Source organism: Leucobacter chromiiresistens (genome assembly GCF_001477055.1).
GTDB classification, from domain to species: domain Bacteria; phylum Actinomycetota; class Actinomycetes; order Actinomycetales; family Microbacteriaceae; genus Leucobacter; species Leucobacter chromiiresistens_A.
The window spans coordinates 1-23,724 of the sequence record NZ_LDRK01000005.1 but is presented as its reverse complement, the minus strand read 5'-3'; the positions used below and the strand labels follow the sequence as shown (position 1 = coordinate 23,724).

Here is a 23,724-nt window from a genome sequence, read left to right as displayed (position 1 = left end):
GTCGCTAGCCTTCGGCGGCCGCGGCGCGGTCCGCGTCGCCCTCGGCCGCGCCGCCCACCTCGGAGAGGCGCCGCACCGCCGGGCCCTCGAGCACCTCGCCGGTCGCCGAGAAGCGGGAGGCGTGGAGCGGGCAGTCCCAGCTGCGCTCGGCCGGGTTCCAGTTCACGATGCCGCCGAGATGCGTGCAGATGGCGGAGACGCGGCACAGCTTGCCGTCGACGCGCGAGACGGCGACGGGGCGCGCGCCCTCGCGCACCACCCGGCCCTCCCCCTCGGCCAAGTCGGCGGCGCCCGAGCCGCTCAGCACGGCCCGCGTCCAATCGCCCGCCACGTGGGCGGCGACCTCCGCGTTCACCCGCACGGCGTCGGCGACGCCCGCGACCCCGGGGCCCGCCTCTCGCATGGTCTCCGCCCAGTCGAGCCTGCCGCCGAGCATCTGCGACACGATCGCGAGGCTCGCGGCGACCGCGTTCGTCATACCCCACTTGTCGTACCCCGTCGCGGTGTAGATGCGCCCACCCCCTCCGGCGAGCGGCCCGGCGTACGGGAGCGCCGCGTGCCGCTGGTAGTCCTGCGCGGCCCACCAGCTCACGCGGGGGCCCGCCCCGAGGTGCTGCTGCGCCCACGCATCGAGCTCGGCGAGCGTGCGCACCGTGTCACCCCCTCGCCCGGTCGTGTGGCCGCCGCCGCCGACGAGCACCAGGGTCTCCCCCTTCGCGCCCCGGGCGGTGCGCAGCGACCGATCCGGGGCGTCGATCGACACGTGCATGCCGCGCGGGATGCGCTCCTCCGGCACGTCGTAGGCGGCGACGAACGACCGGAACGGTTCGAGACGGGCGAAGAAGAGCCCCCGGTCGAGGATCGGCACGCCGGTCGCCAGCACGCACGCGTCGGCGGCGACTGCGCCGTCAGCCGTCTGCACGTCGAGGCCGTCGCCCTCCCCCTCCACGCCGTGCACCCGCATGCGCTCGTGGATCTCCCCGCCGCGCTCGAGCACTTCGGCGGCGAGCGCGGCCAGCACGTCGATGGGCTGCAGCTGCACCTGGTGACCGAGCGAGATCGCCCCGGCGGTCGCGAACGGCAGGCCGGTGTCGTCGGTCCACTCGACGTCCACTCCCGCTGCGCGGCAGGCGTCGAGCTCGCGCTCGAGGTCGCCGACGTTCGCATCGTCGTTCGCGTAGGTGACGGCGGTGCGCCGGTCGACCGGCAGGCCGAGGCGTTCGAGTTCTCGGATCATCCACGCCTGGCCCTCGCGGTTCGCCTCGGCGTAGGCCTGCACCGCTTCGTCCCCCGCGTGCCCGCGGATGCGCGAGTACACGCTCCCCTGCAGCAGGCTGAGCTTGCCGGTCGTATGCCCGGTGGTCACCGCTCCGACGGTGCGCGCCTCGAGCACCGCGACGCGCTGCCCGGCTCGGGAGAGCAGCACGGCGGTGACGAGCCCCGTCAGTCCGGCGCCGACCACGACCGTATCGAAACGACGGCCGATCGGCGACGGGCGGGCGGGCGAGACGGGAACGGACGAACCGGTGCGGTGCCACAGTGCAGTCATGCGCACACGCTACGGAGGCGCCGCCGCCGCGGGCAGCCCCTTGACAGCGCGAGCGCCGCTCGCGACGGCGTTCGCTCCGTCGCGCACTCCGTCGCTCGTGTCGACCGCGGCGTCCAGGCCGGAAATGGTAGGGGAACTCCTCCCCGGATGCAAGGTGCTGCCCGGGCCGGACGGGCACCGGGATGCTGGTGCCGTCATCGCCCGGGTGCCGTCAGGTGCGCCCGAGGTGTCGCGTCGGCCTCGGCCGCTGTCTCTCATTGGAGGAGGCTCATGCTCGCCCCGAATCCCGCGTTCGCAGCAACCCGTGCACCCGCTGTCCCGGGCACTCCCGGCGACCGAGCCGCCGCCGACGAGGCCCGCAACGCGCTCGCGATGACGCTGCTGTCGGCCGCCCGGCGGGCGGACGCGGCCGGGCGGCGGCGGCTGCACCAGCGCGTCGTCGTCGAGTACCTCGATCTCGCCCGCTCGATCGCCCGCCGATACCGGGTGCGCCAGCAGGACGCCGCGGACGTGCTGCAGGTCGCCTGCATCGGGCTCGCGAAAGCCGTCGAGCGCTTCGACCCCGAAGTCGGCGACGACCTCGTCTCGTTCGCCGTTCCCACCATCTCGGGCGAGATCAAGCAGTATCTGCGGGACACGTCGTGGTTCGTGCGACCGCCGCGGAGGCTCCAGGAACTCGCGATCGAGGTTCCCGCGGTGCGCGAGATGCTCGAGCAGGAGCTCGGCCGCGCGCCCCGCATCGCAGAACTGGCCGCAGTGCTGCGCCGCCCGCTCGCTCTGGTGGCCGAGGCCGTGCAGTGCCACTCGGCCCGCAATGCGATCTCGCTCCACACGCCCATCCCCGGCGCTTCCGAGGACCTCACGCTCGCAGACTCGCTTCCCTACCGGGAGACGGAGTTCACCCGGACCGAGCTGGCGCTGACACTCGAACGCGCGACGCGCACCCTCAGCGAGGAGGAGCGTCGCATCGTGCGCCTGCGCTTCGAGGAGCAGCTGACGCAGTCCGAGATCGCGCGGGAGTGCGGGGTCAGTCAGATGCAGGTATCGCGCCTGCTGGCGAGCATTCTGCAGCGACTGCGGGCCGCCCTGAGCGCCGATCCCGCGCGGGCGTAGTCCCCGCTCGCGCACCCGCGCGCCGGCGGGGGCGCGTCACCGCGTCCCCCCGAGCTCGGCCGGTGCGCGCATCACCTCACGAGCCGCCCCGAGCACATCCGCCGCCGTGACCGCGAGCAGCGCCGGGTCGGGGTCCGCGGCGAAGGCGTCTCCGCGCCGCACCGAGGCGTCCGTGAGCACCGCATGCGGGCCGGGCGGCGGCCCCCACTCCTCGGGGGGCGCCGGTCCGAAGATGACGACCGACGGCACGCCGTACGCCGATGCGAGGTGCCCGGCCCCCGTATCGGCGGTGACGACGAGCTGCGCTCGAGCGATGACCGCGGCGAACTCGGCGAGGCCGATCCGCCCCGCGAGCACGTCCTCCTCGGGCAGACCCGCCGCCGCAGCGACCGCGGCGGCTCGCGGCTCGTCCCGCTCATCGCCGGTCACCACCACGCGGCGCCCCTCGGCCCGCAGTGCGCGCGCCACCTCGGCGAACCGCTCGACGGGCCACTGGCGCGACCCGTAGAACGCGCCCACGTGCACGACCACCGCGCCCGTCACGGGCGGCACCGCCTCGGGCACCGCGATCCGCACCTCGTCGGGGTCTCCGTCGGCGCCGAAGGCCGAGACCAGCCGCACCCACCGCTCGCGCTCGAGCATGCCGTCGATCCACTCCGGACCCGGCTCGACCTCGGCTCCTGCGGGCTCGGGGTCGTCGGGGAGCCGGTGCGCGTACCGGCGGCGCGGTCGGAGCGCTGCGATGATGTCTCGGCTCTCGGGGCCGTTGCCGTGCAGGTTGACCGCGATGTCGACGCTGCCCGGCTCGATCGGCAGCGGATCGTCGAGCCCGGGAGTGGGCAGGAGCTCGTCGACGGCGTCGACGAGTCGCACGATCGGGGAGAGCCAGCCCGGCGCCGCGAGCACGATCCGGTGATCGCGATGGGCGCGGCGCAGCGCGCGCAGCGCCGGCACCGCCACCAGCAGGTCCCCCAGCTTCAGCGTGCGCAGCGCGAGCAGCACGGGACGGTGCCGTCGGGTCATAGGTCGGTTCCCCTCTCATGCACCCCGCGCGAGCATGCGTCGACCGAGCGGGGCGTCACCCACTGGACTACCGCAGGAGCGGGTGGGGCGCAAGGGGTCGGGCAGTCCGTTTACTTCTCCTGCTTCGGGGCACGGGAGAGGTATGACTGAACCCTCCCCGCCCGTGCACGCCGTGCTGTTCGATCGCGATGACACCCTCATCGTCGACGTTCCGTACAACGGCGACCCCGACGCGGTCGAGGCGATGCCCGACGCGCGCGCGGCGGTCGACCGCGTGCGTGCGGCCGGCATTCCCATCGGAGTGATCAGCAACCAGTCGGGCATCGCCCGCGGCCTGCTCACGCATGAGCAGGTGCGCCGCGTGAACGAGCGCGTCGAGCAGCTGCTCGGCCCGTTCGACCTGTGGCGCGTCTGCCCGCACGCGCCCCGCGACGGCTGCGAGTGCCGCAAGCCGCGGCCGGGCATGATCCTCTCGGCGGCACGCGAACTGGACGTCGCACCGGCGAACGTCGTGATGATCGGCGACATCGGCGCCGACGTCGACGCGGCGGAGGCCGCCGGAGCGCGAGGGATCCTCGTGCCGACACGACTCACGCTGGCTCAGGAGCGCGCCGACGCGACCACGGTCGCGGCCACGATCGCGGAGGCGGTCGCGATCGCACTCGGCGACGAGGCGGGCGGCGATGAAGCGGGCGGCGACCGATGAGCGGCCCCGTGCTCGTGGCGCGGCTCGACAGCATGGGCGACGTGCTCGTCTCCGGGCCCGCCGTTCGCGCCGTCGCGCGTCAGGCCGAGGTGATCATGCTCTGCGGCCCCCTGGGAGCGGGCGGGGCGGCGCTGCTGCCCGGGATCAGCGACACCATCGTCTGGGAGGCGCCCTGGATCTCGGAGCCGTGGCGGGAGGTCACCCGCGAGCACACCGAGCAGCTCATCGACCGGGTGCGCGAATCGGGCGCTCGCGAGGCGGTGATCCTCACCTCCTTCCACCAGTCCCCCCTGCCCCTCGCGCTGCTGCTGCGGCTGGCGGGGATCGAGCGCATCAGCGGGGCATCGGTCGACCACCCCGGATCGCTCCTCGACGTGCGCCTCAGGCCCGGCGAGGATCTGAGCGAGGAGCTCCCCGAGCCCGAGCGCGCGCTCGCGATCGCCGAGGCGGCCGGCTTCCCCGGAGGCGACGACGGGCGCCTCGCAGTCGTACCGACGCCCGATACCAGCGGGCTCACGGGCGACGCTCCCTACGTGGCGCTGCACGCGGGCGCCGCCGTGCCCGCGCGGCGCTGGCCCGTGCAGCACTTCGCGCGCCTGGCGCGAATGCTGACCGACTCCGGGCGCACCGTGGTGCTCACGGGGAGCCGCGGCGAGGCGGAGCTGACCGCGCGCATCCGCGACGACGCCCCGGAGGCGATCGACCTCGCCGGACGGTGCACGACCCTCGAGCTCGCCGGCGTGCTCGCGGGCGCCGACGTGCTCGTCTCCGGCAACAGCGGGCCCGCGCATCTCGCAGCCGCAGTCGGCACGCCCGTGGTGAGCCTGTTCTCGCCCGTGGTGCCCGCCGTGAAGTGGGCGCCCTACGGCGTACCCGTGCGACTGCTCGGCGACCAGCACGCGCCGTGCGCGGGTTCGCGGGCCCGGGAGTGCCCCATCGCGGGGCACCCGTGCCTCGCCGGGGTCGCCCCCGAGACGGTGCTCGCCGCCGTCGACGATCTCGCGGCGCCGGCACAGGCGCGCGCGCATCACGCACAGCCCGCGGGCGCGGCACCGCCGCCGCGGGTCGGAGAGGAAGGACGACGATGAAGATTCTGGTGTGGTACTTGCACGGGGGCTGGATGCAGGCCTTCTTGAGCGGATCGCACGAGTACCTCGTGCCCGCCGAGACCGGCCGCGTCATGCCCCCCTTGCCCGCGCACGCGCGGCGCGTGGAACCCGACGAGCTCGCGGAGGCGGACGTCGACCTCGTGGTGCTGCAGCGCACGGAGGAGCTCGACTGGGCGGAGTCGCTGCTGGGGCGGCGACTCGGCCGCGACGTCGCGACCGTCTTCGTGGAGCACAACACGCCGAAGCAGTCGCCCGTCTCGGAGCGGCACTTCCTCAGCGAGCGCACCGACATCCCCATCGTGCACGTCACCCACTTCAACCGTCTCATCTGGGACTGCGGAGCGGCGCCCACCGTCGTCATCGAGCACGGCATCCCCGACCCCGGTCAGCAGTACTCGGGCGAACTCGAAGCGCTCGGCGTGGTCATCAACGAGCCGGTGCGGCGCGGTCGGGTGACGGGCACCGACCTGCTCCCGGCGTTCGCGAGCGCGGGGCGGCTCGACTGCTTCGGCATCGCGGGCGACCGCCTGCCCGCGGCGCTCGGACTCGGCGAGGACCGCCTGCAGGTGGTCGGCGACCTGCCGACCGCGCACCTGCACGCCGAACTGGCCCGCCGTCGGGCCTACGTGCATCCGATGCGCTGGACATCGCTCGGCCTGTCGCTGCTCGAGGCGATGTTCCTCGGCATGCCGGTGCTCGTGCTCGACGCGACGGAGGCGAGCCGGGCCGTGCCGCCGGAGGCGGGCGCGCTGTCGGCGGACCCCGCCGAGCTCGTCGCCACCGCCGACATCCTGCTCCGGGACCCCGACGAGGCGCGGCGCCGCGGCGCCGTGGCGCGGGAGGCGGCTGCAGCCCGCTACGGCCTCCCGCGCTTCCTCGACGACTGGGACGCGGTGCTCGCGGACGCGCACGAGGCGCACGCGCGCCGGGCGCGATCCCGCACCCGGGCGCCGCAGCTGACGACGGAAGGAGTCGCATCATGAAGATCGCCATGGTCTCCGAGCACGCCAACCCCCTGGCGACGCCGGGAAGCGTCGACGCGGGCGGGCAGAACGTGCACGTCGCCGCCCTCTCCCGCGCGCTGGCCGAGCGAGGCCATCGGGTGACGGTGTACACGCGGCGCGACGACCCGTCGACGCGCACGCGGGTGGCGCTCTGCCCGGGCGTCGAAGTCGTGCACCTCGCCGCCGGCCCACAACGGCACGTGCCGAAGGACGACCTGCTGCCGCACCTCCCCGCGCTCGCCGAGGGGCTCGCCGCCGCCTGGCGGTTCGACCGGCCCGACGTCGTGCACAGCCACTTCTGGATGTCGGGCATCGCCGCGCTCGATGCCGCGGCCGAGCGCGGCACCGGCCACCCGCCGGTGCTCCACACCTTCCACGCGCTCGGCTCGGTCAAGCGTCGGTTCCAGGGCGCGGCCGACACGAGCCCGCCCGAGCGCGAGCGGCTCGAGCCCCTGGTGGGACGACGCGTCGACACCGTCATCGCGACGTGCCCGGACGAGGTGGAGGAGCTGCACGCGCTCGGCATCCCGGCGGAGCGCATCGACATCGCCCCGTGCGGGGTGGATCTCGAGATGTTCGCGCACGCCGATCGGCCGACGCGTCGGCCCGGCGCCTTCCGGGTGCTGAGCCTCGGCCGCCTCGTTCCGCGCAAGGGCGTCGACATCGCGATCCGCGCCCTGGGCGTGCTCCGCGAGCAGGGGGTCGCGGACGTGGAGCTGCACATCGTCGGCACCGGCGACGCGCCGGCCGGCGCGGACGGCCCCGACGCCGAGACCCGGCGTCTCGCCGACCTCGCGGAAGCGCTCGGCGTGGCCGGGCAGGTGCGATTCCTCGGCCGCGTTCCCCGCGAAGATGTTCCCGCCCTGATCCGAGCGGCCGACGCCGTCGTCTGCACCCCGTGGTACGAGCCGTTCGGGATCGTGCCGCTCGAGAGCATGGCGAGCGGCACGCCCGTCGTCGCCGCGAACGTGGGCGGCCTCGGCGACACCGTCGTGCACGAGGGCACCGGGCTGCTCGTACCGCCCCAGGATCCGGAGGCGGTCGCGCAGGCCTTCGCCCGTCTGCGCGCGGACCCGGCGTTCGCCGCAGCGCTCGGAGCCGCGGGCCGCGCTCGCGTCGAGCACCGCTACAGCTGGGAGCGCGTCGCCGCTCGCACCGAGCTCATCTACGCGCGCACCCTGCGCGAGCGAGCGCAGCACCACTCGCAGCAGATCACCACACGCATCGACAGCGCCACGGGCGCCCACCTCGCGGAGGCCGCACTATGACCACCCCCACCCTCACCCCGACCATCGCGGCGGAGGCGCCGACGGCCACCCTCGTCTCGAGCCACTTCGACGCGCTCGCCCGCGCACTCGACCACGCGCGACGGCACGCCGACCATCTCGAATCGTGGGGTCGCGAGCTCGCGAACCGGCTGAAGGCCGGGCGCCGCCTGCTCGTCGCCGGCAACGGAGGATCGGCCGCCGAGGCGCAGCACCTCACCGCCGAGCTCGTCGGGCGCTACCGCGAGGATCGCGCCGCCTACTCGGCGATCTCCCTGCACGCCGAGTCGTCGAGCGTCACCGCGATCGGCAACGACTACGGCTTCGACCAGGTGTTCGCCCGCCAGGTGCGCGCGCACGCCCGGGCGGGCGACATCGTGCTGCTGCTCTCCACCAGCGGGGGCAGCCCGAACCTCCTCGAGGCGGCGCGCGCCGCAGAGGAGTCCGGAGCGACCAGCTGGGCGCTCACCGGGCCGGGGCCGAACCCGCTCGCCCGTCTCTGCGACGACGCGATCTGCCTGGACGGGGCGTCCCCGCATGTGCAGGAGTGCCAGCTCGCGGCCATTCACGGCCTGTGCGAAGTGTTCGACGCGTGCGTCGGAAAGGAGCCGCAATCATGAAGATCGTCGTCGTCGGCGACACCCTCCTCGATGAAGACATCGACGGGGTGGCCGAGCGCTTCCAGCCCGACGCCCCCGTGCCGGTCGTGGATGTGCAGTCCCGGCAGTCGCGCGCCGGCGGGGCGGGGCTCGTGGCCCGCATGCTGCTGCACGACGGGCACGACGTGACCCTCGTCACGGCGCTCTCCGCGGATGCGCCGGCGGAGCGGCTGCGGGAGCACCTCGACGGCATCCGCGTCGTCGCCGGCGCGCTGCCCGCCCCCACGCCCGTCAAGACCCGTCTCCGGGCGGGCGGGCAGCCGGTCGCCCGCATCGACGACGGATGCGGGGATCCCGTGCTCCCCCACATCACGCGCGACATGATCGCCTCGATCTCGGAGGCCGACGCGATCATCGTCTCCGACTACGGCCGCGCGCTCACCGAGCACCCCGAGATTCGCGTCGCCCTGCACCGCCGCGGAGCGCGAGTGCCGCTCGTCTGGGATCCGCACCCGCGGGGCGCCGACCCCGTGCCGTCGACGCGTCTCGTCACTCCGAACCTCTCGGAGGCGGCGAAGGCCGCCGGCACCGCGCCCGAGCCGGACGCAGCGGCGGAGGCCGCAGCCCGTCTGCGCGAACGGTGGGGGTGCATCGCGATCTCCGTCACCCTCGGCTCGCAGGGCGCCCTGCTGCTCGACGCCGACCATGCACCTGCGCTCATCCCGGCGCGCCCCGTCGAGGCGGCGGACGCGTGCGGCGCGGGCGACCGGTACGCCTCCTCCGCGCTGATCGCGCTCGCGGAGGGCGAGCCGCTTCCGGAGGCGGTGCGCCGAGGCGTCGATGCTGCGGGAGACTTCCTCGCCTCCGGGGGCGTCGCGGCGCTCGGCGCCGCGCGACTGCCGCGCGCGAACGCAGCGGACGCCGATGCGTTCGCGGTGGCGGAGCAGGTCCGCGCTTCAGGCGGCACCGTCGTCGCGACGGGGGGCTGCTTCGACCTGCTGCACGCGGGCCACGTGCGCACGCTCGCCGCCGCGCGCGGACTCGGCGACTGCCTCATCGTCTGCCTCAACTCCGACGATTCGGTGCGCCGTCTCAAGGGGGCAGAGCGGCCGCTCATCACGGAGCGGGATCGCGTCGAGCTGCTGACGGCGCTCTCCTGCGTCGACGCCGTCGTGGTCTTCGAGGAGGACGGGCCGCAGGCCGTGCTCGACCGCCTGAGGCCCGACATCTGGGTGAAGGGCGGCGACTACAGCGCCCAGTCGCTCCCGGAGGCCGCGCTCGTCGAGTCGTGGGGCGGGCGGGTGCTGACGCTCCCGTACCACCTCGGCAGGTCGACGACGGCGCTCGCCGAGGCCATCGCGCGCGTCGGCTGACGCCCCCGGCCCGGCGGGCACGCGCACGCGACGCTCGCCGGGCCCCCGAAGACCCGCTGCGCGGACCTCGCCGCAGCTTCGCGAATCCCCCTGAGAAAGGACCCTCGATGACCCTCTCGACCACTCCCACTCCGCTCGGCCGCGTCCTCATCACGGGCGGCAGCTCCGGCCTCGGCGCCGCTGTCGCCCATGCCGTGCTCGAGGCCGGGGGCACCCCGGCGATCGTCGACCTCGACGTGAGCGCGTGGCACGATCGCGCGGTCGCCCAGGAAGCCGACGTCTCCGACCGAGCGCAGGTCGAACGCGCCGTCGCAGCGGTCGCCGAGGAGCTCGGCGGCATCGATGCGGTCGTCACCGCGGCGGGCATCGACCGGTGCGGCCGGCTGGAGGACGTCGCAGCCGACGAGTGGGAGCGCGTGATCGGCGTGAACCTGCTCGGCACCGTGTCCACGGTGCGCGCCGCACTGCCCCACCTCGAGCGAGTGCACGGGCGCGTGGTGACGATCGCGTCGTCGCTGGCGCTGCGCGCCCTCCCCGAGGCCACCGCGTACTGCGCCTCGAAGTTCGGCGTGCTCGGGTTCTCACGCGCGCTGGCGGCCGAGACGTCGGGGCGCCTCGGCGTCACGACCCTCATTCCGGCGGGCATGCAGACGTCGTTCTTCGACGACCGCCCCCAGCAGTACCGCCCCGCCGCCGACGCGCAGCTCAACGATCCCGCGAACGTCGCCCGCGCCGTGCTCTTCGCCCTGCAGCAGCCGCCCCGCTCGGAGGTGCGCGAACTCGTCATCGCGCCCGAGGACGAGCCGTCATGGCCGTGACCGACCGGATCGAGGCGCCCGCGCGCGCGTCAGCCCGCGTGCGCCTCGAGCAGTGCTCGCGCATCCGCGAGCACCGCTTCGACGCCGACATCGGTGACGAACGAGAGGTCGTGCTCGCACCTCGGAGCCGTCCACCCCACCTGTGTGCTGTTCCGCCCGCACACCGGGCAGTGAGTGGTCCACGAGAGCTGCGCGCGGTGCCGCCCGCGGCCCAGGGGCCCGGCGTTGAGCAGGTTCCCGCACCAGAAGACGGACGCGGTGGCGGTGCCCACCGCCTGCGCGAGATGGCGCGGGCCGCTGTCGTTCGCGATGCAGAGGTCGGCGGCGGCGAGCAGACCGGGCAGTTCGCCGAACGGCAGCTCACCCGCGAGGTTGAGCGGCTCGGCGGCGCCCGCGGCGAGCACGCCCGCCGCGAACGCGTCGGCGAGCGCACGCTCGGAGTCGTCGCCGATCACCGCGACCCGCGCCCCGGCCCGCGTCAGCTCGGCGGCCACGGCCGCGAATCGCTCGACGGGCCACCGCCTGCGCGGGTCCGTGGCTCCAGGATGCACCACGACGGTGCGCGGGGCCGCCCCGAGCCGTTCGCGGCCGTGCTCGAGCTCCTCGGGGGTCACGAGCACGCGGGGCTCCAGGTCGACGGGCGGCGCCCCGACGAGCCCCGCGACCTCGAGCCAGCGCATCACCTCGTGCTGGAAGTAGACGTACGGCAGCGAGCGGTCGAGCGCGAGCGCATCGTCGGTGCGCGTGCCGATCGTGCAGCGCGCCCCGAGCGCCGCGGCGAAGGGGTTCGAGAAGCGTCCGCCGCCGTGCATCTGCGCGACCAGGTCGTACCCCTCCGCTCGCTGCTCCGCGAGGAAGCGCTCCACCGCAGCCGGATCGCTCTCGGCTCCGCGCGGTTCGTGCACTCCGGGCGCTACGGGCAGCTCCACGATGCGATGCGGGGCTCCGGCGCGCCCGTCGAGCAGCCGCGCGGCGGGCGCACCGAGGAGCGTCACCTCGGCGTCGGGGTAGGCCGCGGCGAGCGCCGTGATCGCGGGCAGCGCGAACAGCAGATCGCCGATGCCGCCGCCCCGCAGCACCGCGATCCTGCGCACGTCGGCGAGCCGCTCGCCGGGAGGGGCCACCATCGGCCGCCGCTCGACCGGTTCCGCCGCCTCGGCGGACGGGATCGTCTCGGGGGCGGGTCGCGGGTCGTGCGGCATGGGGTCCTCCAGTGCGTCAGTGCGTGTGCGGCGTTCGGCGCGCAGCGCGCCTCCTCTTCTTCTGCCCGCTTCCGGCCGATCTCAAACGGACCGGTCGTCACTCTCCCCGAAAGGCGGTCATCATGACTCCGCTCGACAGCATCGCCCGCATTCGCGCGCAGCAGCCCCGCATCGCGGTGCTCGGCGACTTCCTGCTCGATCGCTGGTGGCACGGCACGGTCGATCGCGTGGCGCGCGAGGCACCGGCGCCCGTGGTGGAGCTCGCGGGCGCCTCCGACCTGCCGGGCGGCGCGGCGAACACCGCCCGCAATCTCTCCGCGCTCGGCGCCCGCGTGCGCGCCTTCGGCGCGATCGGGGCCGATGAGCCGGGCGATCGGCTGCGCGAGCGCCTGACGGAGGCCGACGTCGACGTGCGGGCGCTGCAGCGCGTCGCGGGCGCGCGCACCACGACGAAGGCGCGCGTGTCGGTCGCCGACCAGGTGCTCATCCGGCTCGACGACACCCAGCGCGAGCCGTGGCCCGATCGGGTGCGGCAGCAGCTGCTCGACGACCTCGCCGAGGCGCTCGCCGAGTGCGACGCCCTCGTGATCTGCGACTACGGCGCGGCGCTGCTCGACGATACGATGATCGCCGCGCTCGCGGCCCTGCCCCGCGCTGCCCTGATCGTCGTCGACGCGCACGACCCGGCGCGGTGGGCCGCACTCCGCCCCGACGTGATCACGCCCAACGCGGGCGAGACGGAGCGGCTGCTCGGGGAGCGCCTCGGCTCGGGTGAGGATCGCGTGGACGCCGCCATCGCCGCGGGCGACGCGCTCCGGCGCCGCAGCGGTGCGCAGTCGGTCGTGGTCACGCTCGACCGCACGGGCACCGTGCTGCTCACCCCTGACGCCCCGCCGCATCGCACTCGGGCGCATGCGGCTCCCGAGCAGCAGGCGTCGGGGGCGGGCGATGTGTTCGTCTCGGCGCTGTCGGTGGCCCGGGCCGCGGGGTGCGCCCTCCCCCGGGCCGTCGATCTCGCGCAGCTCGCGGCTGACATCGCGGTGGAGCGCACCGGAACGTGCCGGTGCTCGCTGGACGAGCTGGAGCTGCGGGCGTCGGCGGCCCCGGACCCCCAGGTCTCCGTGGCGGATCTCGCGGAGCGCCTCGACGTGCACCGGCGCGCGGGCGACCGCATCGTGTTCACCAACGGCTGCTTCGACGTGCTGCACCGGGGGCATACGGCATCGCTGAAGCAGGCCCGCAGACTGGGCGACGTGCTCGTCGTGGCGCTGAACAGCGACGACTCCGCCCGACGGCTGAAGGGCCCGGGGCGCCCCGTGAACGGGGTGCGCGACCGGGCGAACGTGCTGGCAGCGCTGTCGTGCGTCGACTACGTCACCGTCTTCGACGACGACACCGCGTGCGCAACGATCCGTGAACTGCGGCCCGACGTGTACGCGAAGGGCGGCGACTACACGCCGGAGATGCTGGAGGAGGCCGCGGAGGTGCGACGTGCGGGCGGCGAGGTGGTGATCCTCGACTACGTGCCCGATCACTCCACCACCGAACTCATCGACCGCCTGCGCACCACCGCCGAGGCGTGACGCCGGCGCGATGACGGCGGCGGCGCAGCGGCCGCGACCTGTACCCGGTTCGGGGCCCTCCCGATCCGGGCTCGAGAGGAAAGGAGATCCCATGTCAGAACCGCAGAACCCCATCGAGGTGCAGCGATACCTCGGCGGCGTCGACTACCCCGCCGACCGCTCGGCGCTGGTCGACGCGGCTCGCGACTCGGGGGCGCCGAACGACGTGGTGTCGGCGCTCGAAGCGCTGGCCGACACGTCGTACGACTCCCCCACCGCGGTCAGCGAGGCGCTCGCCCGCTGAGGCCGGGCCGCCGGGTTCCGCGCTCAGCGCGGGGCTCGGCGGGCCAGCAGCGCGAGCAGGCACTGCTCGTCGACGCTCAGGTGCTCACCGGGGCGCATCTTCTTCCGCGCCTTGCGCAACCGCTCCCGCGCCGCCCGGTCCTCCGCGAGCGCGAGCACCCGCGGGTCGATGTACGACGACTTCGTCACGGCGGGCGTGTTGCCGAGCCGCTCCGCCGCCGAGCGGATCGCCTCCCGCGTCGCGGCGGCCGCCCGCTTCTGCGTGCGGAACGCGTCCTCGTCGTGCTCGAGCAGCGAGGAGAGCGCCATGCGGCTGCCTCCCCAGGTGCGGAAGTCCTTGGCGGTGAACTCCTCGCCCATCACGCGTTTGACGTAGGCGTTCACGTGCTTGCTGCGCACCTGCCGCGACACTCCCGTGTCCTCGAAGAAGCGGAACACCTCGTCTCCGGGCAGCTCTTCGAGCCGCGCGATCAGTCGGGCGATGCGGGGGTCCGCCACCCGGCGCGCGTGCCGCTTCCCGCTCTTGCCGACGAAGTCGAATCGCACGGAGCTCCCGGTGGCCTCGATGTGCTCCTCCCGGAGCGTCGTGACGCCGTAGCTGCCGTGCTTGGCCGCGTACTCCGCGTTGCCGACGCGGAAGAACTCGAGATCGATGAGGCGGATCACGCACGCCACCACGCGCTCCCTGCCGAGGCGCTTGCGACGCAGGTCCCGGTCCACGCGGGCTCGGAGCTTCGGGAGCGCGGCGCCGAAGCGGCCCAGGCGGGCGAACTTCTCGCGCTCCCGCCGCTGCCGGAAGCGGGGGTGGTAGATCATCTGCGTGCGGCCGGCCGCGTCGATTCCCCGCGCGAGCACCTTCGCCGAGGGGCCGCGGGCGATGCGCACGTCGGTCCACGCCGGTGGGATCGCGAGCGCCTCGATCCGCGCGATCTCCTTCGCCGCCGTCAGCCTGCGCCCGTCGCGCCGGTAGACGAAGCCGTCGCCGTCGACCTCCCGCGTGATCGGGCCGCCGCGGCGCCGGCGGCCCGACCCGCTCATCGGGCCCCCTGCACCCCGGCGGCGCGGTAGAGCTCCAGCAGACCGGCGACGCCGTTCTCGCGGAAGCTCGCGAGCTGGCGCTGCGCCGGCCCGCCGTGCGTGCGGAGGTCGCCGAGGTAGCGCTGCACGCGCTCGGCATCGCCGAAGCCCTCCAGCGAGGGCTCGGCGTACGCGAGCATCTCGTCGAGCATCGCGGCGGCGGGCTGCGCCGTCCCCTGCACGGGGTCGATGAGCGACGTGGAGAGGCCGTCCCGAGCCGCCATCCAGATCGCCCCGTTCACGAGCCCCGGCGTGGCGCGCTGCTCCGCGACGCCGCGCTCCGCGTCGGCGAGCGCGCGGTCGACGAGGCCGCGCACGAGCAGCGCGAACGACACGGCCGACTCGGGGTCGAGCTGCGCGTCGGCGATGCGCAGCTCGATCGTCGGGAACCGCTCCGAGAGCCGTGCGACCCACGTCACGATGCCCGGATCGATGAGCACTCCCGTCTCCACGAGACGGGCCACCGTCTGCTCGTACTCGTCGCCCGAGGTGAACTCCGGCGGGTACCCGGCCAGCGGCCACGACATGCTCTTGATGTGCCGCCAGCTCGCGAGCCCGGTCTCCTCGCCGCACCAGATCGGCGAGTTCGCCGTGATGGCGAGCAGCGCGGGCGCCCAGCGCGCGAGACCGCGCAGGGCCGTGGTGCCGGCGTCCCGCGACGGCACGGAGACGTGCACGTGCGTACCGGTGACGTACTGGTGCGCCGCGGCCGCCCGCAGCTCCGAGCGGATCTCGCGGTAGCGCGCCTTCGGCGTCACCGATCCCGCCTGCTCGCCGCCGACCGGCGGCAGCCCCGTGCCCGCGAGCACCGCGCCCTCCTCGCGCGCCGCCGCCCCCGCGATGTCGCGGAAGCTCCGGAGCGCCGCGTCGGCTTCGGCCGCCTCGGTGCACACGGGCGAGGCCGTCTCCAACTGGCTCGAGAAGAACTCGCGGTCGGCCTCGCGTCGGAGCTCGGGTCGGCGCGCCACGATCTGCGCGGCCCGGTCGATGGGGGCGCCGCTCTCGGCGTCGAGGAGCAGGTACTCCTCCTCGACGCCGAAGCTGCGCGTGTCGGAATCGGTGCGGCTCACGCTCAGAGCGCCTCTCCCGATTCGCGATCGTCGGCGCCGTGCACGGCGGCCTCCGGATCGACCTCGGTGTCCTCCGCCCGACGGGCCGGGGAGGACGCGACGTCCTCGCCGAGCTCCTCGAGCGCCTCACGGGGGTCGTCGGTCGTCGTCTCGATCGACTGCTCGTCGTCGGCGCTCACGAGCGGCCCATCCTCATCGCGGTGATCGGTGACCGTCAGGTCCTCGTCGCCGTCGATCTCGTCGGTCGGCTCCCACATCTCGGCCATGGCCGTCCCCTTTCTTCAGTGCTTCGGTGCTGCTGCGGCGCGGTCAGACGGCGGTGCCGTCGCTCGGCCGGTCGACCGATCCGCGCCACGCGCCCGACTCGAACCCGTTGGATTCGAGCAGCCGGGCGAATTCCTTGAGGTCCTTCGCGACCTGCGCGTCGTCGAGCTGCAGCAGGGCGCCGGCGTGCTCGACGAAGCCCTCGGGCTCCCAGTCGAGCTGGAGGCGCACCCGGGTCTTGTTCTCGTCGAGGCGGTGGAACGTCACGACGCCCGCGTGCGACGGGCCGGAGACGCTGTTCCAGGCGACGCGCTCGTCGGGCACCTGCTCGGTGATCTTCGCGAGGAAGTCGCGCTCGACCCCGCCCACGGTGACCCGCCAGTTGAGCGTGGTCTCGTCGACCTGCTTCACCTCTTCGACGCCGCCCATGAATGCCGGGAAGTCCTCGAACTGCGTCCACTGGTTGTAGACGGTGCGTACGGGCAGGTCGATATCGATGTCGCTGCTGACAGTGTGCATCTCGGGTCACTCCTCATCGTCGTGTCGGAGAATCGATTCTGGGAGATCATCGATTCGCCCACGAGCGTATTGCTCCGCTCGCCCCGCTGTCTGCGGGGTTGATTTCGGAGCCGTCGATCAGTAACCGCGGGGCCCGCAGCACCCGTCCGGGCTCGCCGACGCCGCTCCCGCGGCCCGCCGGATCAGTCGGATCCGATCCCGCGGCCCGCCGGATCAGTCGGATCCGATCACGATGCCCGTGCGCAGCTCCACGAGACGCGCGAGCACCGCCGCCGCTGCGGCGGGATCCGGAATCCGTTCTGCGGCGGCCGTCTCGCCCTCGCCCACCTTGATCCCGAGATCGTCGGGCCCGAGCACCGCGAACGCGTCCTCATCGGTGACGTCGTCGCCGAGGAAGAGCACGGGGCCCGCGGGCAGCGCGTCGCGGATGCTCTGGAGCACCGTCCCCTTGTCGGAGGCCCGCACCGAGAACTCGCGCACCTGCTTGCCCTCGCGCACGTGCAGCCCCTCGGCGACGCCGAACTCGACGGCGGCGGCCAGCAGCTCGCGACCGTACTCGGGATCCGCGACCTCCCGCGTGTGCACCGCCACGCCGAAGGGCTTGCGCTCGAGGCGCACCCCCGGCTCCGACCCGAGCACCCGCTCGAATCGCCGCGTGATGCGGTCCAGGCGATCCGACTCCTCGTCCGTGGGCTCGCCGCCGGCGCCTCCCGTGATGCCCGAGACGTCGAAACCGGTGAGCTCCGACCCGTGCGATCCCGAGACGATCCAGCCCTCGCCGCCCGTACCGGTGTCGGCGAGCCCGCCGAGCGAGCGGCCCGTCAGCAGCGCGACGCGCACCCCCGGAGCGGCGCTCAGCATCTCGAGCGCCTGCCGCGCCCGAGGCAGCATGCGGGCGTCCTGCGGGCGGGGCACGATCGGCGCGATGGTGCCGTCGAAGTCGGTGGCCACGAGCAGCGACGACGCGGTGGCGATGCGCCGCAGCCGGTCTCCCACGCTGCGCGGCACGAACGCCTGGGGCACCAGCGACACGGGGCCCGTCGCGCCCTCCGGCGTGCCGCTCGCCTGCGCGGCGGCCCGCGTCTCCGAGATCGACGTCATCGATCCGAGGAAGCCCGAGGCCCAGTGCTCCACGTCGTTGTCGTGCACGGCGCGCCGCAGCCCCTGCATGCGGCGGCGCTGCTCCTCCTGCGGCATGTGGGTCGCCCGCAGGAAGGCCGCTTTCAGCCCCTCGATGTCGTGCGGGTTCACGAGCAGCGCATCCTTCAGCTCGTCGGCGGCCCCCGCGAACTCGCTCAGCACGAGCACGCCCTGCTCGTCCTCGCGGCACGCGACGTACTCCTTCGCCACCAGATTCATGCCGTCCCGCAGCGGAGTGACGAGCAGCACGTCGGCGGCGAGGTACAGGGCGACCATCTCCTCCCGGGAGTACCCGCGGTGCAGGTAGACGAGCGGCGAGTGGCCGATGGTGCCGTGCTCGCCGTTCAGGCGCCCGACGGTGAGCTCGACCTCGTTGCGCAGCTGACGGTACGCATCCACCTGCTCGCGGCTCGGGCTCGCGACCTGCACCAGCACGATCTCCGACGCATCGATCTCGTCGTCGGCGAGCAGCTCGTCGAACGCCTTGAGGCGGTGGCGGATGCCCTTCGTGTAGTCGAGGCGGTCGACGCCCAGCATCACCGTCTTCGGGTCGCCGAGCTCGGCGCGGATCTCGCGGGCGCGCTGCTGCGTCTCGGGGCGGCGCGCCACCTCGGCGAACGCCGCCGCATCGATCGAGATGGGGAATTCCTGCGCCAGCACGGTGCGGCCCGGAGCGTCGGCCGTCGCGGGCAGCACCATCGTGTTGCCGAGCGCCTGCGTGTGCGTGTACCGCTCGGCGATGGTGCGGAAGCTGATCGCGTCGGGAACCCGCTGGAAGCCGATCACGTCGGCGCCCAGCAGCCCCTGGATGATGCTGCGCCGCCACGGCAGCTGCTCGAACAGGCCGCGCGGGGGGAACGGGATGTGCAGGAAGAAGCCGATCGTGAGGTCCGGGCGGAGCTCGCGCAGCATCGCCGGCACCAGCTGCAGCTGGTAGTCGTGGATCCAGGCGACCGCGCCCTGCGCGGCCGTCTCGGCGACGCGCTCGGCGAACCGGCGGTTGACCTTCACGTACCGATCCCACCAGTGCCGGTGGTACTCGGGCGGGGCGATGACGTCGTGGTACAGCGGCCACAGGGTTCCGTTCGAGAACCCCTCGTAGTAGCGCTCCACGTCGTCGCGCGACAGGTCGACCGGTTCGAGCCGCATGCGCCCGATCTCGAAGGGCTCGATGTGCTCATCGGCGCTCCCGGCCCACCCGACCCACACGCAGCCGAGCTGCTCGACGATCGGCTCGACCGCGGTGACGAGGCCCCCGGGCGAGGTGCGCCACGAGGTCGTCCCATCCGCCGCGATCACCCGGTCCACGGGCAATCGGTTCGACACCATCACGAGCTCGCGCCCTCCGGTCAAATCCTGCATTCCGGTCATCGCACCTCCCAGCGGCTTCCCTCGCAGTCTACTCAGCGCCCGAGACCCGTTGCTGCCCCTTGACGAGCGCGGCGCCACTCGGCAATCGGCGCCACCCGGCAATCGGCGCCACCCGGCAATCGGCGCCACCCGGCAATCGGCGCCACCCAGCAATCTCCGGGTTCGTGTGGCATGCTGCCGGTGACTGCGAACCGACGAAGGGCAGCCAGCATGTCGACGACCGAACTCTCGCACGACCCGGTTCCCGCCGCCCGCCCCCGCGCCGTGCCGCCGAGCGATCTCGCGCAGCGCATCGGCGATGCCCTCGCCCACGTCATCCAGGGGCAGCGGGAGGTCATCGAAACCGTCATCACCACCGTGATCGCGGGCGGGCACCTGCTGCTCGAGGATGTCCCGGGGGTCGGCAAGACGACCCTGGCGACGGCGCTCGCGCGCTCCATCAGCGCGGAGGCGCGACGGATCCAGTTCACCTCCGACATGCTGCCGACCGACGTGACGGGCCTCTCCGTGTACGACCAGGAGAGCCGCCGGTTCCAGTTCCACCCGGGCCCGATCTTCGCGAACATCGTGATCGGCGACGAGGTGAACCGGGCCACGCCGAAGACGCAGTCGGCGCTGCTCGAGGCCATGGAGGAGCGAGCGGTCACCGTCGACGGGAGCACGCACCGGCTGCCCGAGCTCTTCGTCGTGGTCGCGACCCAGAATCCGCAGGACATGGAGGGCACGTTCGCCCTCCCCGAGGCGCAGCGCGATCGCTTCATGACGCGCATCTCCCTCGGGTACCCCGATGCCGCGTCCGAGCTGCGCATGCTGCTCTCGACCTCGGACCGGGATCCCCGCGTCGCCGCCCCCGCCGTCGCCACGGTCGACGAGGTGCGCGCGGCGCAGCGCGCCGCCGCCGCCGTGCACCTCTCCCCGGAGGTCGGCGGGTACATCGTCGATCTCGTCGGGGCGACGCGCTCGCACTCGGGGGTCGCGCTCGGGGCGAGTCCGCGCGCCTCGGTGCACGTGAGCCGCATGAGCCGTGCGCGTGCGGCGGTGCACGGCCGCGACTACGTCTCCCCCGACGACGTCGCGTCGCTCGCCGCCACCGTGCTCTCGCATCGGCTCGTGCCGCAGGGACGCTTCGCCCGCGCCGACGAGTCGGCGCGGGCGGCGACCGAGATCGTCGAGGAGATCGTCGCTCGAACGCCGCTGCGGTGATGGGGTCGGCGAGCGGGGCCCGCGAGGGGCGCGGGACTGCGGAGTGGTCGATCGCCTTGACGCCGCGCGGGTGGGCGTGCGCGCTCGGCGCGTTCGCGCTGGGCGTCGGATGGTACGCGGTCGGGCTGCGCGACGTGTGGTATCTCGCGTGGCTGCTCGGCGCGCTCGTCGTGGTGTCGCTCGTCAGCGCGGCGGCCGTGGGCGGCCGCGCGCGATTCGAGGTGCGGGTGCGGGCCGACGAGCCCGCTCCGCCGGCCGGCTCGACCGTGCAGTGCACCGCGGCCGTCGCGCACCGGCTCCCCTGGGCCGCCCGGGGGCGGGTGCGCTGGGTCGCCGGCGGTCGGGGCCTGACCCTTCCGCTCGTGTTCGAACGCGGGTCTCCCGCGGTGGCCTCGAGCGCCTGGCCGGCGACGGCGCGCGGGCCGCTCGAGGTCGAGGTCGCCGCCGTCGGCGTCGTCGATCCGCTGGGGCTCGTCAGGGTCGAGTCGCTCGTGCGCACTGCGGTGTCCGTGCTCGTGCTGCCGCGCCCGTTGCCCGGCGCGGCGGAGCTGCTCGATGCGGGAGCCTCCGAGCAGCTCGGCGAGGGCGCCGGCGTCGCCGCCTCCGGCACCGGCGACGGGGCGGTCGGCAGCGGAGCGCTCCGCGAGTACCGCACAGGCGACGCGTCTCGCCAGATCAACTGGAAGCAGAGTGCACGGCAGGGCTCGTGGCTCGTGAACCTCCCCGAGCCGGTCACGCGCAGTGAGCGCGCGCTGCGGCTCGACTGCACCGCCGACGCGTACCGGTCGGCGGCCGAGTTCGAGATCGCCGTGTCGGCTGCGACCGCGGTCGTCGATGAGTGGACGCGCTCCGGCCACCTCGTCACGGTGCAGCTGCCGCCGCAGCCGCCGGTCGCGAGCGACGCCGCCGAGCCGCTGCTGCGGGCGCTCGCCCGCGCGCAGCTCGTCCGCGCGCAGCTCGCCCGCGCGCAGCTCGCCCGCGATACGAGGGGCGATCGAGCGGGTGGGCCGCGTCCGGCGTTCGAAGCCGCACCGCATCCCGCGCACGTCGACGGCCCGCTGCCCGCGGTCGTCGTCACGGGAACGGCGGGCTCCCGGCTGCGCAGCGCCCTGGCGGACTCCCCCGTCGGCGGGGTGCTCCTCACCGTCGGCGCCGCGCCCGATGACCCCCTCCCCGCCGGCTGGCGGTCGATCCACCTGCCGCGCGAACCGACCGCTCGACGGGAGGCGGCCCCGTGAGCGCCGCGCCCGACGCGGTGGAGCGCCTGCCCGCGGCCCGCCTCCTCCCCGCGGGGGGCCTGCTCCTGCTGCTGTGGATCGTCGTCCTCGGCTCGCTGACCCGGGTCTTCGCATGGGGCGCCTGGTGGCCGTCGGCGGCCGCCATCGTCGGCGTCACCATCGCGACCGCCTGCGCCCTCCGCGCGCGCTCACCGCGACGCGGACTCCGCGCCGGCCTCGGAGGGTTCGCCGCCGGCTTCGCGGCATGGACGCTGCTCCTGCTCCTGAGCGGGCGCGCCGGAGACTGGTGGGTCGATCCCGCCGCCGTCTTCGAGCAGGCGCAGCTGCGCATCATCGGCGGCTCCGCCCCGCTCACCGTCTCCGGGCCGCTCACGGACCTGCTGCTCGCGGTGGTGCTGCTCGTCGCCGCGGCCACGGCGCTGGTGCTCGTCGCCGCCGAACTGCCGCTGCTCGCCGGAGTGCTCGTCTCCCTCGTGCTGCTCGTACCGGCGGCCGTCACCGGGGTCTCGGCTGGCGCCCCCGCCTGGCTCGGCGCGCTGCTGATCCTCGGGCTCCTCGCGTCGGCGGGAGCCCGCACCCCGCGCTGGTACGGGGCGCTGTCGGGCGCCGTCGCCGCCGCACTCGCGCTCGGCGCGATGAGCGCCACCCCCGCGACGCAGGATCGCGTCTGGAACGATTCGCTCTTCCCGTCGCCCGTGTCGCGCACCGTGCCCGACGTCACGCTCGCCCTCGCCGAAGACCTCCGCGAGCGCAGCAGCGCGCCCGCCTTCAGCTTCACGAGCTCGGCGCCCGGGCCGCTGCGGTTCACGCTCGCGACGCTCGCCGAGTTCGAGGGCGGGCAGTGGCAGCCGCAGCAGGAGCTCGCGGCCGACGGCGCCGACGTCACCCGGGCCCGATCCGCCGCGACCGCGCCGCCGACGGCGTCCGAGGCGGCGCCGCCGGCCCCCGCGCGCACCGTCACCGTCACCATCGACGGACTCCTGAGCTCCTGGCTCCCGCTGCCGCAGTCGACCACGCACGTGCTCCGGAGCGGCGCCGACGAGGCCTTCCAGGCGGAGCGGTGGATCTGGTCGGCCGAGGCGAACACCGCGCAGACCGAGCGCGACATCACCCGGCGGGGGTACCGCTACACCGCCGAGGCGGCGCCGCTCGACGCCGGCCAGCTGCCGGCCGACGGGCTCGCCTCCCTGCCGCAGCGGGCCACAGAGCTTCTCACGGAGCCCGATCCCGGCTCACCGGTCGCCGCGTACCTCGCGCTCCCCGACGGGCTGCCAGAATCCGTCTCCTCCGCGGCCGCGGAGGCCGCCGAGGGGCGCACGAGCAGGATCGCGGTGGGCCGAGCGCTCCAGGAGTGGTTCCGCAGCGGCGCATTCGGCTACGACGAAGCCGCGCCGTACCAGCCGGGTGCCGACCCCGACGATCCGTACGCGGTGATGACCGAGTTCCTCGACACGCGGCGCGGGTTCTGCGTGCACTACGCGGCGACGTTCGCGGTGATGGCGCGGCATCTCGGCGTGCCGACCCGGGTCGCGGTCGGCTACGCGACGCGTGCCGAACGCGACGAGCGCACCGTCGTGCTGGGCAGGGAGCTGCACGCCTGGCCCGAGATCTACGTCGACGACGTCGGGTGGGTCGCGTTCGAACCGACGCCGGGCGGCGCCGGGCTGGAGGCCGACGGCGACCGCCCGCCGCGGGCGGAGCCGAGCGAGACGCCCGATGCCGCCGAGGCGCCCGAGACCGAGCCCGCGGATCCGGCGCAGCCGAGCGAGACCCCCGTCGACGATCCCGCCACCGGGCCGGCGGCCGGCGCGGATCCCGCGACCTCCGCGGAGACCGCGACCCCCGTCGCCGCCCTCGCCGTCGCCGCGCTCGGGATCGCCGCCCTGCTGATCCTGGCTGCGAGCGCGCCCGCTGCGCGGCGTCTGCTGCGTCGCCGCCGCCGTCTGCGGGCGATCGTGCAGGGGCCGGCACCCGCCGGGGCCGCCTGGGACGAGCTGCGGGACACCGTGACCGACCTCGGGCTCGGCGCGGGCGCCGGGTCCACGACCGCTCCGCGCGCGCAGACCGCGGTTGCGCTGCTCGAGCACTGGCGGAGCACGGGCGCACTCCCCGATGCGGCCGCCGCCGACGCCGACGCACTCGCGGAGGCGATGACCGAGGAGCGGTACGGGCCGGGCCGTGACGTGCTCGACGCCGACGCCGACCGCGCGCGCCGC

At 74.5% G+C, this 23,724-nt stretch carries 21 protein-coding genes; 13 read left to right on the top strand and 8 right to left on the bottom strand.

Going from position 1 to position 23,724, the window contains the following annotated elements:
• Window positions 1-4 precede the first annotated feature (4 nt).
• Window positions 5-1,549 (bottom strand): FAD-dependent oxidoreductase, encoded by a 1,545-nt coding sequence (locus tag NS354_RS00660; protein ID WP_082677823.1) that lies wholly within the window; start codon window positions 1,547-1,549, stop codon window positions 5-7.
• A 270-nt stretch (window positions 1,550-1,819) separates the two neighbouring features.
• Here NS354_RS00660 and NS354_RS00655 point away from each other — a divergent pair, with 270 nt between their 5' ends.
• Window positions 1,820-2,662, top strand: coding sequence for a sigma-70 family RNA polymerase sigma factor (locus NS354_RS00655; protein WP_058592702.1), 843 nt, complete (start codon window positions 1,820-1,822; stop codon window positions 2,660-2,662).
• A 36-nt stretch (window positions 2,663-2,698) separates the two neighbouring features.
• Here NS354_RS00655 and NS354_RS00650 read toward each other — a convergent pair whose 3' ends face one another.
• Entirely contained in the window at window positions 2,699-3,685 is a 987-nt protein-coding gene (locus NS354_RS00650) for a glycosyltransferase family 9 protein (protein WP_058592701.1), read from the bottom strand.
• A gap of 142 nt (window positions 3,686-3,827) precedes the next feature.
• On the opposite strand from NS354_RS00650, the gene NS354_RS00645 reads away from it, so the two are divergent.
• From NS354_RS00645 to NS354_RS00615, 7 genes are all read left to right on the top strand, one after another.
• A complete protein-coding gene (locus tag NS354_RS00645; protein WP_058592700.1) occupies window positions 3,828-4,391 on the top strand; it encodes a D-glycero-alpha-D-manno-heptose-1,7-bisphosphate 7-phosphatase in 564 nt (187 codons plus the stop codon).
• The gene (locus tag NS354_RS00640; RefSeq protein WP_058592699.1) at window positions 4,388-5,479 is read left to right on the top strand and encodes a glycosyltransferase family 9 protein; all 1,092 of its coding nucleotides are present in this window, start codon (window positions 4,388-4,390) and stop codon (window positions 5,477-5,479) included. Before NS354_RS00645 ends, NS354_RS00640 begins: the two co-directional genes overlap by 4 nt.
• Window positions 5,476-6,483 carry a glycosyltransferase gene (locus NS354_RS00635; RefSeq protein WP_058592698.1) on the top strand — a complete coding sequence of 336 codons (1,008 nt, stop codon included), beginning with the start codon at window positions 5,476-5,478 and terminating at the stop codon, window positions 6,481-6,483. Before NS354_RS00640 ends, NS354_RS00635 begins: the two co-directional genes overlap by 4 nt.
• The gene (locus NS354_RS00630) at window positions 6,480-7,772 is read left to right on the top strand and encodes a glycosyltransferase (RefSeq protein WP_058592697.1); all 1,293 of its coding nucleotides are present in this window, start codon (window positions 6,480-6,482) and stop codon (window positions 7,770-7,772) included. Before NS354_RS00635 ends, NS354_RS00630 begins: the two co-directional genes overlap by 4 nt.
• A complete protein-coding gene (locus tag NS354_RS00625) occupies window positions 7,769-8,389 on the top strand; it encodes a D-sedoheptulose-7-phosphate isomerase (protein ID WP_058592696.1) in 621 nt (206 codons plus the stop codon). The genes NS354_RS00630 and NS354_RS00625 overlap by 4 nt, the downstream gene beginning before the upstream one ends.
• Complete coding sequence (rfaE2, locus tag NS354_RS00620) at window positions 8,386-9,741, top strand: D-glycero-beta-D-manno-heptose 1-phosphate adenylyltransferase (RefSeq protein ID WP_058592695.1); 1,356 nt, start codon at window positions 8,386-8,388, stop codon at window positions 9,739-9,741. Before NS354_RS00625 ends, rfaE2 (NS354_RS00620) begins: the two co-directional genes overlap by 4 nt.
• Window positions 9,742-9,848: 107 nt before the next feature.
• A complete protein-coding gene (locus tag NS354_RS00615) occupies window positions 9,849-10,559 on the top strand; it encodes an SDR family oxidoreductase (protein WP_010157678.1) in 711 nt (236 codons plus the stop codon).
• Window positions 10,560-10,588: 29 nt separating this feature from the next.
• On the opposite strand, the gene NS354_RS00610 is transcribed toward NS354_RS00615, so the two are convergent.
• Window positions 10,589-11,761, bottom strand: coding sequence for a glycosyltransferase family 9 protein (locus tag NS354_RS00610; RefSeq protein WP_082677820.1), 1,173 nt, complete (start codon window positions 11,759-11,761; stop codon window positions 10,589-10,591).
• Between the two features lie 122 nt (window positions 11,762-11,883).
• Between NS354_RS00610 and rfaE2 (NS354_RS00605) the strand changes: the two genes are divergently transcribed.
• On the top strand, window positions 11,884-13,344 hold the full coding sequence (gene rfaE2 / locus NS354_RS00605) for a D-glycero-beta-D-manno-heptose 1-phosphate adenylyltransferase (RefSeq protein WP_058592694.1): 1,461 nt from the start codon (window positions 11,884-11,886) through the stop codon (window positions 13,342-13,344).
• A 91-nt stretch (window positions 13,345-13,435) separates the two neighbouring features.
• Entirely contained in the window at window positions 13,436-13,627 is a 192-nt protein-coding gene (locus tag NS354_RS00600; protein WP_010157682.1) for a DUF2795 domain-containing protein, read from the top strand.
• Between the two features lie 23 nt (window positions 13,628-13,650).
• Here NS354_RS00600 and NS354_RS00595 read toward each other — a convergent pair whose 3' ends face one another.
• The 5 genes from NS354_RS00595 to NS354_RS00575 form a co-directional block, all read right to left on the bottom strand.
• The gene (locus tag NS354_RS00595; RefSeq protein WP_058592693.1) at window positions 13,651-14,664 is read right to left on the bottom strand and encodes a DNA topoisomerase IB; all 1,014 of its coding nucleotides are present in this window, start codon (window positions 14,662-14,664) and stop codon (window positions 13,651-13,653) included.
• Window positions 14,661-15,773 (bottom strand): carboxylate-amine ligase, encoded by a 1,113-nt coding sequence (locus tag NS354_RS00590; protein WP_058592692.1) that lies wholly within the window; start codon window positions 15,771-15,773, stop codon window positions 14,661-14,663. Before NS354_RS00590 ends, NS354_RS00595 begins: the two co-directional genes overlap by 4 nt.
• Window positions 15,774-15,775: 2 nt before the next feature.
• Window positions 15,776-16,039 carry a hypothetical protein gene (locus NS354_RS00585; protein ID WP_058592691.1) on the bottom strand — a complete coding sequence of 88 codons (264 nt, stop codon included), beginning with the start codon at window positions 16,037-16,039 and terminating at the stop codon, window positions 15,776-15,778.
• Window positions 16,040-16,082: 43 nt separating this feature from the next.
• Window positions 16,083-16,556, bottom strand: a complete 474-nt coding sequence (locus NS354_RS00580) for an SRPBCC family protein (RefSeq protein ID WP_058592690.1) — start codon at window positions 16,554-16,556, stop codon at window positions 16,083-16,085.
• A gap of 213 nt (window positions 16,557-16,769) precedes the next feature.
• The gene (locus NS354_RS00575; protein ID WP_058592689.1) at window positions 16,770-19,067 is read right to left on the bottom strand and encodes a bifunctional alpha,alpha-trehalose-phosphate synthase (UDP-forming)/trehalose-phosphatase; all 2,298 of its coding nucleotides are present in this window, start codon (window positions 19,065-19,067) and stop codon (window positions 16,770-16,772) included.
• Between the two features lie 210 nt (window positions 19,068-19,277).
• On the opposite strand from NS354_RS00575, the gene NS354_RS00570 reads away from it, so the two are divergent.
• From NS354_RS00570 to NS354_RS00560, 3 genes are all read left to right on the top strand, one after another.
• Window positions 19,278-20,270, top strand: coding sequence for an AAA family ATPase (locus NS354_RS00570; protein ID WP_058592688.1), 993 nt, complete (start codon window positions 19,278-19,280; stop codon window positions 20,268-20,270).
• Entirely contained in the window at window positions 20,270-21,508 is a 1,239-nt protein-coding gene (locus NS354_RS00565) for a DUF58 domain-containing protein (protein WP_058592687.1), read from the top strand. The genes NS354_RS00570 and NS354_RS00565 overlap by 1 nt, the downstream gene beginning before the upstream one ends.
• A partial coding sequence (locus NS354_RS00560) for a transglutaminase-like domain-containing protein (protein WP_058592686.1) occupies window positions 21,505-23,724 on the top strand: 2,220 nt, incomplete at its 3' end. The genes NS354_RS00565 and NS354_RS00560, both read left to right, overlap by 4 nt.